This is a genomic window from Enterobacter cloacae complex sp. P24RS, from assembly GCF_014982165.1.
Taxonomy (GTDB): Bacteria; Pseudomonadota; Gammaproteobacteria; order Enterobacterales; family Enterobacteriaceae; genus Enterobacter; species Enterobacter quasihormaechei.
This window is the reverse complement of record NZ_JADCKU010000008.1, coordinates 154268-171117: the sequence shown is the minus strand read 5'-3', so window position 1 is coordinate 171117 and position 16850 is coordinate 154268. Positions and strand designations below refer to the sequence as shown.

Here is a 16850-nt window from a genome sequence, read left to right as displayed (position 1 = left end):
TCGGTTGAGCGGGCTTAAAGAGAGGAAGTGCGGTTATTGCTTAAATCGTTCAGGGAAATCCATTTCACTGTAGCGAACGAAGCGTGTTCCTTTCGTCAACTTGTAGCCAAACCAGATGAGCAGGAACAGCGGGATACCAATGTAGGTGGCCGTAACGGCGCCCCAGTCAATGGTGTCCGCAAGGAAGGCCTCATAGTTCTGACCCAGAGTAATGATCAGGCACAGAACGAAGGCGAAAATCGGCCCCAGCGGGAAGAACCCTGAACGGTACGGCAGATTATTCAGATCATGACCCTGCATGACGTAGCCGCGACGGAAACGGTAGTGGCTGATGGCAATACCCAGCCAGGCGATGAAGCCCGTCATACCGGAAGTGTTAAGCAGCCACAGGTACACCGTCTGGTTGCCGAACATGGAGGTCAGGAAGCACAGACCCGCAATCACCGTGGTCGCATACAGCGCGTTGCGCGGCACGCCACCGCGAGACAGTTTCGAGAAGATACGCGGCGCTTTGCCGTCGCAGGCCAGGGTATAGAGCATACGGGTGGAGGCGTACATGCCGGAGTTACCCGCAGACAGTACCGCCGTCAGGATCACCGCGTTCATCACCGCCGCCGCAGAGAGCAGGCCCGCGTGCTGGAAGACCAGGGTGAACGGGCTGACGCTGATGTCTTTCACATCGTTACGCAGCAGGCTTGGATCGGTATACGGAATGATCAGGCTGATAATCAGGATAGCGAACACGTAGAACAGCAGAATACGCCAGAACACCTGACGCACCGCGCGCGGAATGGTCTTCTCCGGGTTTTCAGATTCACCGGCCGCGATACCAATCAGCTCCGTGCCCTGGAAGGAGAAGCCGACAATCATCGCCACGCCAATCATCGCCGAGAAGCCCCCGGCAAACGGCGCGTCGCCAATGGTCCAGTTACTCCAGCCCGCCGGTTCGGCCCCTTTGAAAATACCAACGATCATCGCCACACCGACGACGATAAAGATGATGACGGTTGCCACTTTAATCAAAGAGAACCAGTATTCCGCTTCGCCAAAGCCGCGCACGGAGATGTAGTTCAGCAGGAAGATAACGGCCAGGAACAGCGCGCTCCAGATCCAGCCAGGCGTGTCCGGGAACCACCAGGTCATCACCAGCTGTGCGGCAACGAGGTCCACGGCGATAGTCACCGCCCAGTTGTACCAGTAGTTCCAGCCCAGCGCGAAGCCGAAGCCTTCCTCAACGTATTTTTGTCCGTAGGTCGAAAACGACCCCGATACCGGCATGTAGGCCGCCAGTTCGCCCAGGCTGGTCATCAGGAAGTAAACCATCAGGCCAATCAGGATATAAGAGAATAGTGCCCCACCCGGGCCGGCTGCCGAAATCGTTGCGCCAGAGGCAACGAAAAGACCTGTACCGATGGATCCGCCAATGGCGATCATCGTCAGGTGACGCGCCTTGAGTTCGCGACGTAGCGCGGGCGCTTCTGTGGTTTTAGTTTCTGAAACCATGTGAAAATGCTGTCCATTCAATAAATGAGGCGCGATTGTAGCAGACGATCCGCGTTCCTTCCGGCAGAAATGCTCAGTTATAAGAGAGCTTCATGACTCGGCCAGGATTATAAGTAAAGCATAAAAATGTGGGGTGGTAAGCGCACATAGCCCCGGTAAGCGAAGCGCCACCGGGAATGTTAAATGGCGCAGTAACGCAGAAAACGCTGGAGCGAACTGGAAAGGTGTTTCTGACGATGATGGATGCACCACAGCGTACGCACCAGCTTCGGCAGCGGAACGGGGATCTCAACCAGCGAGCCGGTTTCCAGCTGTTCGGCAATCACCCGACGGGAGAGACAGCTGATGCCCAGACCATGACGCACGGCGTGCTTGATGGCCTCCGAGTTACCTAACTCCATCCCCAGCTGGAACTGCGGCAGATGGGACAACAGCAGATAATCGACGATTTCACGCGTACCGGAGCCCTGCTCGCGCAGGATCCACTGGGCCTGCGCCAGCCGTTCCAGCGTGACCTCGCCCTGTAACAGAGAAGAGGCCGGGGAAGCGAATACCACCAGCTCATCCTCCAGCCAGGGTTCCGCAATGATATCCACGTTGTGGCATGGCCCTTCGATAAGCCCGATGTCCACGCGGAAATCAATGACCGCGTTTATGACGTCCTGACTGTTGCCGACGCTCATCTCCAGCGGCAGGGTCGGAAAATCACGGCGGTAGCGGGCGATCACTTCCGGCAGAATGTAGTTACCGATCGTGCTGCTGGCAAAAACGCGAATAGCGCCGTTGTCCTCGCGGAACAGCTGCTCGATCTCCGTCGCCTGCTCCAGTAGCGCCAGCGCGCGCGGGTACAGCAGTCGGCCATGTTCGTTCACCACCAGCCGCTTCCCTACCCTGTCGAAAAGCTGGACGCCCAGCTGCCCTTCCAGATCGGTCAAGGCCGCGCTGACGGCGGACTGCGAGAGCGCCAGCATTTGTGACGCCTGGGTCGTCGAGCCGCTTTTAAGCACTTCGGCAAAAACTTCCAGCTGACGCAATGTAATGTGCATGGTTGCTTACCACTTATAAAGATTGATTATAAATATATAATCAATTTTATTTTTAAGCCAGAGCGCCGTAACCTTTAGCCAGACAAAGGAGAAGGTTATGTCAGAAATCACCTTACAACATCATCGTACAGTGTGGCACTTCGTGCCGGGTCTCGCGCTCAGCGCCGTAGTTACCGGGGTTGCCTTATGGGGCGGCAGTATACCGGCGGTTGCCGGCGCAGGGTTCAGCGCCTTAACGCTGGCCATTCTGCTCGGCATGGTGGTGGGGAATACCGTTTATCCGCACCTCTGGAAATCCTGCGACGGCGGCGTGATTTTCGCCAAGCAGCATCTATTACGTCTCGGGATTATCCTTTACGGCTTCCGACTCACCTTTTCGCAGATTGCGGACGTGGGCGTCAGCGGGATTGCCATTGACGTCCTGACCCTTACCAGCACCTTTTTACTGGCGTGCTTCATCGGCCAGAAGATCTTTGGGCTGGACAAACAGACCAGTTGGCTGATCGGCGCGGGCAGCAGCATCTGCGGCGCCGCCGCGGTGCTGGCGACGGAGCCGGTCGTTAAGGCCGAAGCCAGTAAAGTGACGGTCGCCGTTGCAACGGTGGTCATCTTCGGTACGCTGGCGATCTTCCTCTATCCGGCCATGTACCCGCTGGTGGCGCACTGGTTTAGCCCGGAAACCTACGGCATCTATATTGGCTCAACCATGCACGAAGTGGCGCAGGTGGTGGCGGCAGGTCACGCCATCAATCCGGAAGCGGAAAACGCGGCGGTCATCGCCAAAATGCTGCGCGTGATGATGCTGGCCCCGTTCCTGATTTTCCTCGCGGCGCGGGTTAAGCAGCTGGCTCCGGCAGGCGGCAGCGAGAAAAGCAAAATCACCATCCCCTGGTTTGCGATCCTGTTCATCGTGGTCGCTATCTTCAACTCCTTCCACCTGCTGCCAAACGCGGTGGTGGAGATGCTGGTGACGCTCGATACGGTGCTGCTGGCGATGGCGATGGCGGCGCTGGGGGTGACCACTCACGTCAGCGCGCTGAAAAAAGCCGGTGCGAAACCGCTGCTGATGGCGCTGGTGCTCTTCATCTGGCTGATTGTGGGCGGCGGCGCGATTAACCTTGCCGTGCACAGCCTGATGGCATAAACCATCTCGTCCTTCTCCTGTTAACCCGTTATCATAGGCGTTTCGGGTTAACAGGAGTCTTTTCATGAAATATGTTGGAGCGCACGTTAGCGCTGCCGGTGGCCTTGCGAATGCCGCCATTCGCGCCGCCGAAATCGAGGCGACCGCTTTCGCCCTGTTCACCAAAAATCAGCGCCAGTGGCGCGCAGCGCCCCTCACCACCGAGGTGATTGACGATTTCAAAGCCGCCTGTGAAAAATACCATTACGGGCCGGGCCAAATCCTTCCCCACGACAGCTATCTGATTAACCTCGGGCATCCGGTGCAGGAAGCGCTGGATAAATCCCGCGAGGCGTTCCTTGATGAGGTTCAGCGCTGCGAACAGCTGGGGCTGACGCTGCTGAACTTCCATCCGGGAAGTCATCTGATGCAGATTGACGAAGACGCCTGTCTGGCGCGCATTGCCGAGTCGATCAACATGACGCTGGATAAAACCCAGGGCGTGACGGCGGTGATCGAGAATACCGCCGGTCAGGGCAGCAACCTCGGCTTTAAGTTTGAGCATCTGGCGGCGATCATCGACGGCGTGGAGGATAAATCCCGCGTGGGCGTGTGCATTGATACCTGCCACGCGTTTGCCGCCGGGTATGACCTGCGCACCACCGAGGCCACGAAAACTACCTTCGAGGAGTTCGAGCGCGTTGTTGGCTTCAAATATCTTCGCGGTATGCATTTAAACGATGCGAAAAGCGGGTTCGGCAGCCGCGTTGACCGTCACCACAGCCTGGGCGAAGGCAATATCGGCCACGATGCGTTCCGCTTCATCATGCAGGACGCCCGCTTCGACGGCATTCCGATGGTGCTGGAAACCATTAATCCGGACATCTGGGCGGAAGAGATTGCGTGGCTGAAGGCCCAGCAGACCGCTGAACAGGCGGCATAAAAAAAGCCGGGCGCTTAACGCGACCCGGCTTTTTTGTAGGTCGGGTAAGGCGAAACCGCCACCCGACACCTCATTCAGGCTGCTTTTGCTACCGCTTCCGCTTCCGGACGCTTCAGCACCGCGTAAGACAGACCCGCCACCAGCGTACCGGCGACAATCGCCAGCAGATAACCCAGCACCGGAGTAATCGCGCCAGGGATCAGCAGGACGAACAGACCGCCGTGCGGTGCCATCAGCTTCGCGCCAACCGCCATGGAGATAGCGCCAGTGACCGCGCCGCCCACGATACAGCAGGGCAGAACGCGCATTGGATCGCGCGCCGCAAACGGGATTGCGCCTTCGGTGATGAAGCACAGCCCCAGCACCAGCGCCGCTTTGCCGCCTTCCTGTTGCGCTTTATCGAACTTACGACGGGCAATGAGTGTCGCCAGGCCGAGCGCCAGCGGTGGCACCATACCTGCCGCCATGATCGCCGCCATCGGCGCGTAGGTCTGGGTACTCAGCAGGCCAACGCCAAAGGCATATGCCGCTTTGTTTACCGGGCCACCCATGTCGGTACACATCATACCGCCGAGGATAGCGCCCAGCAGAACCGCGTTCGCCGTCCCCATGGTTTGCAGCCAGTGGGTCAAGCCTTCCAGAATGCCCGCGACCGGTTTACCAATCAGGTAGATCATCGCCAGGCCCACCACCAGGCTGGAGATCAGCGGAATGATCAGGATAGGTTTCAGCGCTTCCATACTCTGCGGCAGCTTCAGCTTCGAGCTGATCAGCTTCGCCACGTAACCCGCAAGGAAACCGGCAATGATACCGCCGATAAAGCCAGAACCGGTGCTCACGGCCAGCATACCGCCGATAAGACCCGGGGTCAGGCCCGGACGGTCAGCAATGGAGAAGGCGATAAAGCCCGCCAGTACCGGCACCATCAGCGCGAACGCGGAGCCGCCGCCAATCTGCATCAACGCCGCCGCCAGCGTGCCCGGCTCTTTAAACGCCTCGATACCAAAGGCGAAGGAGAGCGCAATGCACAGGCCCCCCGCCACCACCATCGGCAGCATGTAAGACACGCCTGTTAACAGGTGACGATAGGCACCGGCAGACTCTTTCTTGCCTTCGGCTGGCGTTTTCGCCGCACCGGTTGCCTGATAAGGTTTGGCTTCCGCCAGCGCTTTATCAAACTCCTGCGCGGTTTTCTTCAGCGCCAGGCCGGTAGAGGTGCGGTACATCGGCTTACCGGCAAACTTCGCCAGATCCACTTCGATATCGGCCGCCACAATCACCAGATCGGCTTCTGCCACCTCTTCCGGCGTGATGGCATTGCCTGCGCCCACGGAGCCGCGGGTTTCAACCTTCACCCACCAGCCGCGTTTTTTCGCTTCGGTTTCAATGGCTTCAGCCGCCATAAAGGTATGAGCCACGCCTGTCGGGCACGCCGTTACCGCGACAATGCGTTTCGGGCCAGTGGCTGCAACCGGCGCCGCCTCAACGAGGGCGCTGTAGACCGTCGCATGGCCTTTTGCTTCGCTCAGAAACAGTTCAGGGTGAGCCACCGCGCGATTAATATCACCCAGCCACACCTTTTTGCCGTTCAGGGCGCTGTCAGCGGGGATTTTGTCACCCAGAACAATCGCCATTTCGGCATCACCCGGGTTATCAATGATATCCAGGTGCGCTTTTTGTGCCGCCGCGCCCAGCAGGGTCTTCGCCATGTAGGCACGAGCCTGTCCGAGACCGGAGTCAATGATCAGCAGCGTTTTCATTATTCCTCTCCTGCTGTTAGTTAAAAGGTTTTAAGTCAACGCGCGCCATCATCGCGGCTAACTGGGTACGATCGGTAATGCCGACGTTGCTCTGGCTCACGGCCAGGGCCGCCACGGCGGTAGCAAGACGTAAGGTGTGTTCGCTGGATTCGCGCATCAGCAGGCCATAGATCAGGCCGCCAACCATTGAATCCCCGGCACCCACGGTGCTGACCACTTCCATTGACGGCGGTTTGGCAATCCACTCCCCGGAGGCGTTCACCCACAGGGCACCTTCTGCGCCAAGCGAAATCACCACGTGAGCAATACCCTGCTCGCGCAGCGCATGGGCAGCTTCAATCACATCTTTTAATTCTGGCAGCTTACGGCCCGCCCAGATCTCCAGTTCACGGCGGTTAGGCTTAACCAGCCACGGAGAGGCTTTCAGACCGGCGACCAGCGCGTCGCGGCTGCTGTCGAAAATAATGCACGGGCACTGGCTGCGCAGGCGCGTCATCCAGTCGGTGAACGCTTCCGGGCTGACGCCGGACGGCAGGCTGCCGCTGACGCACACCATGTCAAACTGGCCCAGCCAGCTCAGGGAATCGGCAACGAAGCGCTCCCAGTCAGCCGGCGTCACTTCGAAGCCGGAGAAGTTCAGATCGGTCACTTCACCGTCTTTCTCGGTCAGCTTAACGTTGATGCGGGTACGGCCCTGCACAACCTGAAAACGGTTGGCGATGCCCAGCTCGCTGAACAGCTGCTGAAAGCCGTCCTGGTTATCTTTGCCGAGGAAGCCGCCAACGGTGACGTCGATGCCGAGATCTTTCAGCACTTTCGCCACGTTAATGCCTTTACCTGCGGCATGCAGGCCGGTAGTCCGAACCAGGTTGACTTCACCACGCTCAATTTCGGGGCAGAAGCCCACCAGATCGTAAGCCGGGTTCAGCGTAATGGTTGCAACACGTCTGCTCATTATGCGCCCTCCCCCAGACCGGCCGCGATGGCATCGCCAATCGCCTTCAGCGCCTGTTCAGCATCTGCACCCTGCGCGGTGAAACGCAGGCGATGGCCTTTCTTCACGCCCAGCGCGACAACTTTCATCAGGCTGCGCCCGTTGGCAGGTTTACCCGAACCGTCCAGATTGGTCACGGTAATCTCACTTTCAAATTGTTTGATGGTATTCACCAGCATGGTACCCGGACGGGCATGCAGGCCGTGTTCGTTACGCACCACGTACTCTGCGCTCAGCAGGTCGTCCGTCAGCGCATCGTCGCTGGTCAACAGGGCCAGCACCGTCGCCGCGTCGGCATTCAGCAGTTTTTCAGCTTTATTGTTCAGCAGCAGATCGCTCAGACGCTTCAGCACGGCAACCGGCTGGTCGTCAGCCATGGCGACAGTCACCAGCATCGCGGCGCGCTCGCCGTCTGTTTCAAAAGCAACAGCCGCCCGGCTGACGGCGATAGCGCTACGCAGGTTGCCTTCAGCACTGTCGTTCAGCCAGATGCCCTGCCCCAGGTTTAAAGGCTTATCATTGATGGTACGCGTCACAAAAGTGGTATCCGCCGCCCCCACCTCTTTCAGACGAGCCGCGTTCAGCGCCTGGAGCGTCACCAGATCGGACGCCACGACGTCCAGCGTCAGGGTTTCATTGTCCAGCTTCAGCGCTTCGCTCTGTTTTTCGCCCATCAGCAAAGCACGCAGCTCTTCAGCCGTGGTCGCAGATTTAAGCTGTTCCGCCACGGCATCATCGCTCAGCACGTGCGTCAGCTGACGCAGCAGGCCCAGGTGTTCATCACCGCTGGCCGCGATGCCGATCGCCACGTAAGCCACCTGACCCTCGCCCCACAGTACGCCCTGCGGGAACTGGAAGACCTGCACGCCGGTTTTCAGCACCTGATCGCGGGTGTCGGTGGTGCCGTGTGGGATAGCAATACCGTTACCGAGGAACGTGGACGTCTGCTGTTCGCGCGCCAGCATGCCGTTGACGTAGCCGTCAGCCACGTTGCCTGCCTGCACGAGCGCAGCAGCAACCTGGCGAATAGCCTCTTCTTTATTCCCGGCCTGTTCGCCCGGGTGGATATCCTGAACAGATAACTGGAACATGATTCTCCTCTCCTGCTGAAATTGAATCGTTTCAGCTTAACTGAGAAAATAAGCGCTAAACTGCTTCATCTCGACGTGCAAGATAGCGCTGAAACGTTTCAAGAAGTCTTGTCTTTTCTACAACAGGTTGCAAGAAAAGTTACATTTCTTGTTGCAGAATTTAGAAGTGCAGCACATTTCTTCTTCATCTCAGGGGGTTTTGCTGATGTTCAGCAAACAGGTTCAGCACGCTTCAGAGAGGCGGCGCGAAAGTGAAATGCCATTTTGATTTTTTGTAGCAATCTTGACTTTACCCTCTGTTTATTTAATGACGGGCGGCGTAAACTCCGCCTCTCTCTGTTACTCGCAAAGACTGAACATGCATAACACCCCCGCTGCCGCCTCACCAAAGCCCTTTGATTTGACGTCAACAGCGTTTTTGATTGTTGCTTTCCTCACCGGTATTGCCGGTGCGTTACAAACGCCTACGCTGAGCCTGTTTCTGACCAACGAAGTTCACGCCCGTCCGGCGATGGTCGGCTTCTTCTTTACCGGGAGCGCCATCATTGGCATTTTCGTCAGCCAGTTTCTTGCCGGTCGTTCAGACAGAAAAGGCGATCGCAAAAGCCTGATCGTTTTTTGCTGCCTGCTCGGGGTGTTTGCCTGTCTGCTGTTTGCCTGGAACCGCAACTACTTCATTCTGCTGTTTGTAGGCGTCTTCCTGAGCAGCTTCGGCTCTACCGCCAACCCGCAGATGTTCGCCCTTGCCCGCGAGCACGCAGACCGCACCGGGCGGGAAGCGGTGATGTTCAGCTCAATACTGCGTGCTCAGGTGTCGCTGGCCTGGGTAATTGGTCCCCCGCTCGCCTACGCGCTGGCGATGGGTTTTGGCTTTACGGTGATGTACCTGAGCGCAGCCGTGGCCTTCGTGGTGTGCGGCGCGATGGTCTGGTTCTTCCTGCCCTCCATGCGTAAAGAGCCGAAAGTGGCGACCGGCACGCTGGAGGCACCGCGACGTAACCGGCGCGACGCGCTGCTGTTATTCATTATTTGTACGCTGATGTGGGGAACGAACAGCCTCTATATCATTAATATGCCGCTGTTTATTATTGATGAGCTGCATCTGCCGGAGAAGCTAGCCGGGATCATGATGGGAACCGCCGCAGGGCTTGAAATCCCAACCATGCTGATTGCGGGCTATTACGCGAAGCGCTTCGGCAAGCGCTTTTTGATGCGCATCGCCGCCGCTGCCGGGCTGCTGTTTTATGTCGGTATGCTGACGGTCCATACGCCAGCGCTGCTTCTTGCTTTACAGCTGCTTAACGCCATTTACATTGGCATTCTGGCCGGTATCGGCATGCTCTATTTCCAGGATCTGATGCCGGGTCAGGCGGGCTCTGCCACCACCCTTTATACGAATACCACCCGCGTGGGCTGGATTATTGCAGGCTCGCTGGCGGGCGTGGTGGCTGAAATCTGGAACTATCACACGGTGTTCTGGATTGCGCTGGTGATGTGCGTCCTGACGCTGAGCTGCCTGACGCGCATAAAAGACGTTTAAGGCGCGGTGAGCGCTTCCAGCTCAAGCAGATAAGTAATGGCCTGCTGGCGCGTACTGCCGCACATTTCGGCGGTGGGCTGTAGCCCGGAGCACACTTTCGGGCGTAACGGCGAGCCAAAGATCATGCACAGGTTGGATTCCGAGAGCTGAACGCAGCGGGTATTGGCAGGCTTGCCGTCCGGCATGCCTGGAATGGGACTTGAGATGGACGGTGCGGTACAGCACGCGCCACAATCGGAACGACAATCCATACATGCTCTCTGTGGGTGGCAAATGCCCGCGCGGTCGGGCATTGCGCGCACAGTAACACCTTTTATGTATTGATAGCAAAAGCCACGAATTCCGCTTGCCTGAAAGGCCGCGCGCGAGTAATTTGGCGCGATATTTTTTACCTCCCGTATACAGGATTACTGCAATGCCAAGAGCGAACGAAATTAAGAAAGGTATGGTACTGAATTACAACGGCAAACTGCTGATTGTGAAAGATATCGACATTCAGGCACCAAGCGCCCGTGGCGCAGCAACGCTGTACAAAATGCGTTTCGCCGACGTCCGTACCGGCCTGAAAGTGGAAGAACGTTTCAAAGGTGACGATATCGTGGATACCGTGACCCTGACCCGCCGCTACGTTGATTTCTCATATGTCGACGGTAACGAATACGTGTTCATGGATAAAGAAGATTACACCCCGTATATCTTCACCAAAGACCAGATCGAAGAAGAGCTGCTGTTTATTCCTGAAGGTGGAATGCCGGACATGCAGGTGCTGACCTGGGATGGCGTGCTGCTGGCGCTGGAGCTGCCGCAGACCGTTGATCTGGAAATCGTGGAAACGGCGCCGGGCATCAAAGGCGCGTCTGCAAGCGCGCGTAACAAACCGGCTACCCTGACGACCGGTCTGGTCGTACAGGTGCCTGAATACCTGTCAGCGGGCGAGAAAATCCGCATCCATATCGAAGAAAAACGCTATATGGGTCGCGCTGACTGATAGTGGCGTTTGCCGGGCGGCGGCTTCGCCTTACCCGGCCTACAAATACACAAAAACCGGCTTCAGAGCCGGTTTTTCGTAGGCCCGGTAAGCGAAGCGCCACCAGGCAATTCCGTCTACAGAAGCTCAGGATATTTGGTCATTTTCAGCGCCAGCTCAATACCGCGCACTTCCGCCATGCCCTTCAGACGACCAATCGCCGAATAGCCCGGATTCGTTTTCTTGCGCAGATCGTCCAGCATCTGGTGCCCGTGATCCGGACGGAACGGGATAGGACGCACATCGCCCGCCTGTTTACGCCGTACTTCTTCAGCCAGAATGGCATCTACCACCGCAACCATATTCACGTCACCGCCAAGATGCGCGGCTTCGTGGAAGGTTTTCGGGTTCTCTTCCCGGCAGGTTGCGCGCAGGTGGGTAAAGTGAATGCGATCGCCGAAGGTTTCGATCATCCGCACCAGATCGTTATCCGCACGCACGCCATAGGAGCCCGTACACATGGTAAAGCCGTTGTAGATGCTATCCACCGTCTCCTTCAGCCACTGCATATCGTCGATTGTCGACACGATACGCGGCAGGCCAAGGATAGGACGCGGAGGATCGTCCGGATGGACCGCCAGGCGCACGCCCGCTTCTTCGGCCACCGGCACGATAGCGCGCAGGAAGTGCGCCATGTTTTCACGCAGCTGGTTTTTATCGATATCGCCGTATTCCGCCAGGCGCGCGCGGAACTGGTCGAGGGTGTATCCTTCTTCCGCCCCCGGCAGGCCCGCGATGATATTGCGGACCAGTTTGTCTACGTCCGCTTCACTGGCGGCTTTAAACCACGCCAGCGCCTGCTGCTGCTCTTCGGCGGTATAGTCGGCTTCCGCGCCTGGACGCTTCAGAATGTGCAGCTCGAAAGCCGCAAACGCGATTTGATCGAAGCGCAGCGCTTTCGAACCATCGGCCATTTCATATTCCAGGTCGGTACGCGTCCAGTCCAGAATCGGCATAAAGTTATAGCAGACGGTATCAATACCGCAGGCCGCCAGGTTACGAATGCTCTGCTGATAATTCGCAATCCAGGTTTCACACTCGCCGGAGTGGGTTTTAATGTCTTCGTGAACCGGAATACTTTCCACGACGGACCAGGTTAACCCCTTCTCAGCCAGCTGTGCCTGACGCTTTTGAATTTCCTCAACCGGCCACACCTGACCGTTCGGAATATGATGCAGCGCCGTGACTACACCCGTTGCGCCAGCCTGACGCACATCATCAAGAGAAACCGGATCGTTCGGCCCGTACCAACGCCAGGTTTGTTCCATTGCCCCACCCTCTCAAGTTGTTATACCAATATGTGTTAGCTCAATGACGACTACCATACATGTTTAATCGGAGTGGTCAACACAGCGCGCGACATTGATTGATCAAACTCACATAACGGGGATATTTACGGCTTACCAATTTAATTTGTTGTCATATAACTTTACACTGACATTGTTAATTAATGGTTAATCAGGTGTGTACTACATGAAGACTATTGCCTCCACCGCGCTTCCTGCTCATGTCCAGCAGCCCCGCTACGATCGCCAGCAGTTACGCTCCCGCATCGTCCATTTCGGCTTTGGCGCGTTCCACCGGGCGCATCAGGCGTTGTTAACAAACCGGGTGCTGAACGCCAAAGGAGGCGACTGGGGAATTTGTGAGATTAGCCTCTTTAGCGGCGATGTCCTCATGAGCCAGCTCCGGGCGCAGGATCATCTTTTTACCGTGCTGGAGAAAGGTGCAGAAGGTAACCAGCCGATTATTATTGGTGCGGTAAAAGCGTGCCTGAACGCAAAACTCGACTCGCTGGCGGCCATTATTGAGAAGTTCTGCGAACCGCAGGTAGCAATTGTCTCCCTCACCATAACCGAAAAAGGCTACTGCATCGATCCGGCGACGGGAAAGCTGGATATGCAAAACAGCCGCATCCTTCACGATCTGGAGCACCCGTCTGAGCCGCATTCCGCGCCGGGCATTCTGGTCGAAGCGCTTCATCGCCGCCGCGAACGGGGCCTGCCGGCGTTTACCGTGCTCTCCTGCGACAATATCCCCGACAACGGTCACGTGGTGAAAAACGCCGTACTTGGCATGGCCGCAAAGCGTTCCGCAGAGCTGGCCGGATGGATAGAGACGCACGTGAGCTTCCCCGGCACCATGGTCGACCGAATCGTGCCCGCCGCCACCGACGCCTCGCTCGCGGAAATCACCCGGGAGCTGGGGGTTGACGATCCCTGCGCCATCAGCTGTGAACCGTTCATTCAGTGGGTGGTGGAAGATAATTTTGTCGCCGGGCGCCCGGAGTGGGAGGTTGCAGGCGTACAGATGGTTGACGACGTCCTGCCCTGGGAGCAGATGAAGCTGCGGATGCTGAACGGCAGCCACTCCTTCCTCGCTTATCTGGGCTACCTTGCCGGTTACGCGCACATTAATGAATGCATGCAGGACGACAGTTTCCGCGAGGCAGCCCGCAGACTGATGCTGAATGAGCAGGCCCCTACGCTGCGCATCACCAACGTCGATCTGACGGCGTATGCCGACAGCCTGCTTGACCGCTTCGCCAACCCGGCGCTACAGCACCGTACATGGCAAATCGCCATGGACGGCAGCCAGAAGCTGCCTCAACGCATGCTGGATGGGATCCGCGTCCATCTTGAACGTAAGACCGCCTGGCCACTTCTGGCGCTGGGGGTGGCGGGCTGGATGCGCTACGTCAGCGGTACGGATGAACAGGGCAACGCCATCGACGTGCGCGACCCTCTGAGCGAAAAGTTTCAGGCGCTTGCTGAAGCCAGCAGCGACGCGGAACGCGTTAATGCCCTGCTGGCGCTTAAAGAAATCTTTGGCGATGACCTGCCGCAAAACCCGGTGTTTGTCGAGGCGATAACCGGAGCGTACCAGCGCCTCGTCCGGCTCGGCGCGCGTCAGGCCGTTATCGAAACGTTAAAAATTTAGCGATTATTGCGTTTAAGGCGAACGGTTATGCGCTCCGTTCGCCCTCCCTCTTCTCAATGCCCGTTTTTTTCGTCAGGATGATAGATAATTGTTACGACATCACAATTATCTATCGGAGCGAACGTGACCAAAACCAACCTGATCACCGGTTTTCTCGGCAGCGGTAAAACTACGTCCATTCTGCATTTGCTGGCCAATAAAGATCCGGCGGAAAAGTGGGCCGTGCTGGTCAACGAATTTGGCGAAGTGGGGATCGACGGCGCGTTGCTCGCCGACAGCGGCGCAATGGTGAAAGAGATCCCGGGCGGGTGCATGTGCTGCGTGAATGGTCTGCCGATGCAGGTCGGCCTGAATACGCTGCTGCGCCAGGGTCAGCCGGACCGCCTGCTGATTGAGCCCACCGGCCTGGGTCATCCGAAGCAAATCCTTGATTTACTCACCGCCCCGGTATACGAGCCATGGCTTGAGCTGCGCGCGACGCTTTGCCTGCTTGATCCCCGCCAGCTTCTGGATGAAAAAGCGATCGGTAACGACAATTTCCGCGATCAGCTCGCCTCGGCAGACATTATCGTGGCGAATAAATCCGATCGCGCGACGGCCGAGAGCGAGGCCGCGTTCGAAGCCTGGTGGCAGCAGGCTGGCGGTGGACGTCGGTATGTTCAGACAACCCAGGGCAACATTGACGGCGTCCTGCTCGACCTTCCCCGCCTCAACCAGACGCAACTGCCCGCCAGCGCAGAGCATTCGCACAGCCACGGCGTGAAGCAAGGACTGGCCGCACTGAGCCTGCCGGAACATCAGCGCTGGCGCCGAAACCTGAACAGCGGCCAGGGGCACCAGGCGTGCGGATGGATCTTCGATGCCGATACGATTTTCGACACCATTGGTATACTGGAGTGGGCGAGACTGGCTCCGGTTGAGCGGGTAAAAGGGATCATGCGCACCCCGGATGGTCTGGTTCGCATTAACCGTCAGGGCGAGGATTTCTTCATAGAAACCCAGAACGTCGCACCGCCCGACAGCCGGATAGAGTTAATTAGTGCGGTTAATACCGACTGGAATGCCCTCCAGTCAAGCCTGTTGAAGCTTCGTTTAAGTTTGGGCGGCTAACGTTGCCGCTGGTTTTATTCAGTGCTGAAGACTATGACGACTCGACTTCCTGCTATTTTATTGCTCAATGCTGCCGGCCTGGCGATCTTTTTCTCCTGGTATCTTCCGGTGGATCACGGTTTCTGGTTCCCGCTGGATTCCGGTCTTTTCCACTTCTTTAACCAGGCGCTGGCGAAGAGCGAGGCCTTCCTGTGGCTGGTCGCGATCACCAACAACCGCGCCTTTGACGGCTGTTCGCTGCTGGCAATGGGCTGCCTGATGCTCTCCTTCTGGCTGAAAGAAGACAAAACGGGTCGTCGCCGTATTCTGATTATCGGCCTGGTGATGCTGCTGACCGCCGTGATTATCAACCAGCTGGCGCAGCATCTGATGCCGGTTAAACGCGCCAGTCCGTCGCTCTCTTTCCCGAACATTAACCGCGTCAGCGAGCTGCTGCATATTCCAACCAAAGATGCCTCGAAGGACAGTTTCCCGGGCGACCACGGTATGATGCTGCTGATTTTTGCTGGCTTTATGCTGCGCTATTTCGGTAAAAAAGCCTTCGCCATCGCCCTGGTTATTGTTGTGGTATTCGCATTCCCGCGGGTAATGATTGGTGCGCACTGGCTGACCGATATCGCCGTGGGCTCATTCACGGCGGTGTTGATTGGCTTACCCTGGGTACTGATGACCCCGTTGAGCGATCGCTTAATAGATATTTTTGATCGCTATCTTCCCGACAAATTTAAACAAGTCGGAAACAAATAAATAACGCAAATTAACACCATTCATCAGGGATTGTTTTCGATCCCTGACTCCCTTCTTACCGGCGTCATTCACCCCTGTCATCTTCCCGTCATACTATTCATGATTAAAATGAAGCAATTGCGGGGATTAGCGTCAGGAATGGCGGCGTTTTGAGCATTTCCACGCTGTAACGTTGTGTATCACAATTTCTTATAAAAAAAGGGACTTTTTTGCTCGCAATACCCTGAGCAATCGGTTAACCTCGAATTCGTTTTGCCCCACTGAGACAATTATTATCGTGGTGAATAATTTTGTGCGTTGCGCCACAGTTTTCACCATAAAGAATTGTCTCATTGTGAACAGATAATTAGTCTCGTCACGGTTGGCATTTTTATAACGATATTTTCGTTAAGGACTTCAAGGGAAAACAAACAAAATGGTCAAATCTCAACCAATCTTGAGATATATCTTGCGGGGGATCCCGGCGATTGCAGTGGCGGTTCTGCTTTCGGCATGTAGCACAACGAATACCGCGAAGAATATGCATCCTGAGACGCGTGTTGTGGGAATGGAAGATTCCTCTTCACTGCAAGCCTCTCAGGATGAATTTGAAAATATGGTACGTAATCTCGACGTTAAGTCGCGCATTATGGATCAGTATGCTGACTGGAAAGGCGTGCGTTATCGTCTGGGCGGCAGCACCAAGAAAGGCATCGATTGTTCTGCGTTCGTACAGCGTACGTTCCGCGAGCAGTTTGGGTTAGACCTTCCGCGTTCTACTTATGAACAGCAGGAAATGGGCAAGTCCATTTCGCGTACTAAACTGCGCACGGGAGATTTAGTCCTGTTCAGAGCGGGTTCAACCGGTCGGCACGTTGGCATCTATATCGGTAACGATCAGTTTGTCCATGCTTCCACCAGCAGCGGCGTGACGATTTCCAGCATGAACGAACCCTACTGGAAAAAGCGCTACAACGAAGCTCGCCGCGTTCTGAGCCGTAGTTAATCTTGCTGTCGTATCGTGGGTTATCCCTTGGCTGGCGATAC

15 protein-coding genes are annotated in these 16850 nt (G+C 56.7%); 8 read left to right on the top strand and 7 right to left on the bottom strand.

Features of this window, described 5'->3' with window-relative positions; all coding sequences use genetic code 11:
* Positions 1–33 precede the first annotated feature (33 nt).
* Together INF58_RS11090 and yieE are read right to left on the bottom strand one after the other, a co-directional pair.
* The gene (locus INF58_RS11090; protein ID WP_063450324.1) at positions 34–1503 is read right to left on the bottom strand and encodes an amino acid permease; all 1470 of its coding nucleotides are present in this window, start codon (positions 1501–1503) and stop codon (positions 34–36) included.
* A 179-nt stretch (positions 1504–1682) separates the two neighbouring features.
* A complete protein-coding gene (gene yieE / locus INF58_RS11085) occupies positions 1683–2549 on the bottom strand; it encodes a DNA-binding transcriptional regulator YeiE (protein ID WP_063943443.1) in 867 nt (288 codons plus the stop codon).
* A gap of 97 nt (positions 2550–2646) precedes the next feature.
* Between yieE and INF58_RS11080 the strand changes: the two genes are divergently transcribed.
* Together INF58_RS11080 and nfo are read left to right on the top strand one after the other, a co-directional pair.
* Positions 2647–3693: a YeiH family protein gene (locus INF58_RS11080; protein ID WP_063450326.1), complete on the top strand. Its 1047-nt coding sequence runs from the start codon at positions 2647–2649 to the stop codon at positions 3691–3693.
* Positions 3694–3757: 64 nt separating this feature from the next.
* Complete coding sequence (nfo, locus tag INF58_RS11075) at positions 3758–4615, top strand: deoxyribonuclease IV (protein ID WP_063868297.1); 858 nt, start codon at positions 3758–3760, stop codon at positions 4613–4615.
* 74 nt (positions 4616–4689) lie between these two features.
* On the opposite strand, the gene fruA is transcribed toward nfo, so the two are convergent.
* The 3 genes from fruA to fruB are packed head-to-tail and all read right to left on the bottom strand — an operon-like array spanning position 4690 to position 8460.
* Complete coding sequence (fruA, locus tag INF58_RS11070; protein ID WP_193527681.1) at positions 4690–6375, bottom strand: PTS fructose transporter subunit IIBC; 1686 nt, start codon at positions 6373–6375, stop codon at positions 4690–4692.
* Positions 6376–6391: 16 nt separating this feature from the next.
* The gene (fruK, locus tag INF58_RS11065; protein WP_063450329.1) at positions 6392–7330 is read right to left on the bottom strand and encodes a 1-phosphofructokinase; all 939 of its coding nucleotides are present in this window, start codon (positions 7328–7330) and stop codon (positions 6392–6394) included.
* Positions 7330–8460 carry a fused PTS fructose transporter subunit IIA/HPr protein gene (fruB, locus tag INF58_RS11060; RefSeq protein WP_193527680.1) on the bottom strand — a complete coding sequence of 377 codons (1131 nt, stop codon included), beginning with the start codon at positions 8458–8460 and terminating at the stop codon, positions 7330–7332. The genes fruK and fruB overlap by 1 nt, the downstream gene beginning before the upstream one ends.
* A gap of 358 nt (positions 8461–8818) precedes the next feature.
* Between fruB and setB the strand changes: the two genes are divergently transcribed.
* Entirely contained in the window at positions 8819–10000 is a 1182-nt protein-coding gene (setB, locus tag INF58_RS11055) for a sugar efflux transporter SetB (protein ID WP_063450331.1), read from the top strand.
* Here the strand turns inward: setB and INF58_RS11050 are convergent.
* Positions 9997–10251: a YkgJ family cysteine cluster protein gene (locus INF58_RS11050; RefSeq protein ID WP_063450332.1), complete on the bottom strand. Its 255-nt coding sequence runs from the start codon at positions 10249–10251 to the stop codon at positions 9997–9999. The two genes, setB and INF58_RS11050, sit on opposite strands and share 4 nt — an antisense overlap.
* A gap of 164 nt (positions 10252–10415) precedes the next feature.
* Between INF58_RS11050 and yeiP the strand changes: the two genes are divergently transcribed.
* A complete protein-coding gene (yeiP, locus tag INF58_RS11045; RefSeq protein WP_014884579.1) occupies positions 10416–10988 on the top strand; it encodes an elongation factor P-like protein YeiP in 573 nt (190 codons plus the stop codon).
* Positions 10989–11104: 116 nt separating this feature from the next.
* Here yeiP and uxuA read toward each other — a convergent pair whose 3' ends face one another.
* Complete coding sequence (uxuA, locus tag INF58_RS11040) at positions 11105–12295, bottom strand: mannonate dehydratase (RefSeq protein ID WP_063868292.1); 1191 nt, start codon at positions 12293–12295, stop codon at positions 11105–11107.
* Positions 12296–12500: 205 nt separating this feature from the next.
* Here uxuA and INF58_RS11035 point away from each other — a divergent pair, with 205 nt between their 5' ends.
* The 4 genes from INF58_RS11035 (at position 12501) to mepS (ending at position 16809) form a co-directional block, all read left to right on the top strand.
* On the top strand, positions 12501–13967 hold the full coding sequence (locus tag INF58_RS11035) for a mannitol dehydrogenase family protein (RefSeq protein ID WP_193033367.1): 1467 nt from the start codon (positions 12501–12503) through the stop codon (positions 13965–13967).
* A gap of 123 nt (positions 13968–14090) precedes the next feature.
* Positions 14091–15077, top strand: coding sequence for a GTP-binding protein (locus tag INF58_RS11030; protein WP_193527679.1), 987 nt, complete (start codon positions 14091–14093; stop codon positions 15075–15077).
* 33 nt (positions 15078–15110) lie between these two features.
* The gene (locus INF58_RS11025) at positions 15111–15824 is read left to right on the top strand and encodes a phosphatase PAP2 family protein (RefSeq protein ID WP_193527678.1); all 714 of its coding nucleotides are present in this window, start codon (positions 15111–15113) and stop codon (positions 15822–15824) included.
* Between the two features lie 415 nt (positions 15825–16239).
* Complete coding sequence (gene mepS, locus INF58_RS11020) at positions 16240–16809, top strand: bifunctional murein DD-endopeptidase/murein LD-carboxypeptidase (RefSeq protein ID WP_003859364.1); 570 nt, start codon at positions 16240–16242, stop codon at positions 16807–16809.
* Positions 16810–16850: the final 41 nt, after the last annotated feature.

Coding starts and splice junctions, on each gene's coding strand:
- INF58_RS11090 (WP_063450324.1), bottom strand. CDS start 1,503: ATGGTTTCAGAAACTAAAACCACAGAAGCGCCCGCGCTACGTCGCGAA.
- yieE (WP_063943443.1), bottom strand. CDS start 2,549: ATGCACATTACATTGCGTCAGCTGGAAGTTTTTGCCGAAGTGCTTAAA.
- INF58_RS11080 (WP_063450326.1), top strand. CDS start 2,647: ATGTCAGAAATCACCTTACAACATCATCGTACAGTGTGGCACTTCGTG.
- nfo (WP_063868297.1), top strand. CDS start 3,758: ATGAAATATGTTGGAGCGCACGTTAGCGCTGCCGGTGGCCTTGCGAAT.
- fruA (WP_193527681.1), bottom strand. CDS start 6,375: ATGAAAACGCTGCTGATCATTGACTCCGGTCTCGGACAGGCTCGTGCC.
- fruK (WP_063450329.1), bottom strand. CDS start 7,330: ATGAGCAGACGTGTTGCAACCATTACGCTGAACCCGGCTTACGATCTG.
- fruB (WP_193527680.1), bottom strand. CDS start 8,460: ATGTTCCAGTTATCTGTTCAGGATATCCACCCGGGCGAACAGGCCGGG.
- setB (WP_063450331.1), top strand. CDS start 8,819: ATGCATAACACCCCCGCTGCCGCCTCACCAAAGCCCTTTGATTTGACG.
- INF58_RS11050 (WP_063450332.1), bottom strand. CDS start 10,251: ATGGATTGTCGTTCCGATTGTGGCGCGTGCTGTACCGCACCGTCCATC.
- yeiP (WP_014884579.1), top strand. CDS start 10,416: ATGCCAAGAGCGAACGAAATTAAGAAAGGTATGGTACTGAATTACAAC.
- uxuA (WP_063868292.1), bottom strand. CDS start 12,295: ATGGAACAAACCTGGCGTTGGTACGGGCCGAACGATCCGGTTTCTCTT.
- INF58_RS11035 (WP_193033367.1), top strand. CDS start 12,501: ATGAAGACTATTGCCTCCACCGCGCTTCCTGCTCATGTCCAGCAGCCC.
- INF58_RS11025 (WP_193527678.1), top strand. CDS start 15,111: ATGACGACTCGACTTCCTGCTATTTTATTGCTCAATGCTGCCGGCCTG.
- mepS (WP_003859364.1), top strand. CDS start 16,240: ATGGTCAAATCTCAACCAATCTTGAGATATATCTTGCGGGGGATCCCG.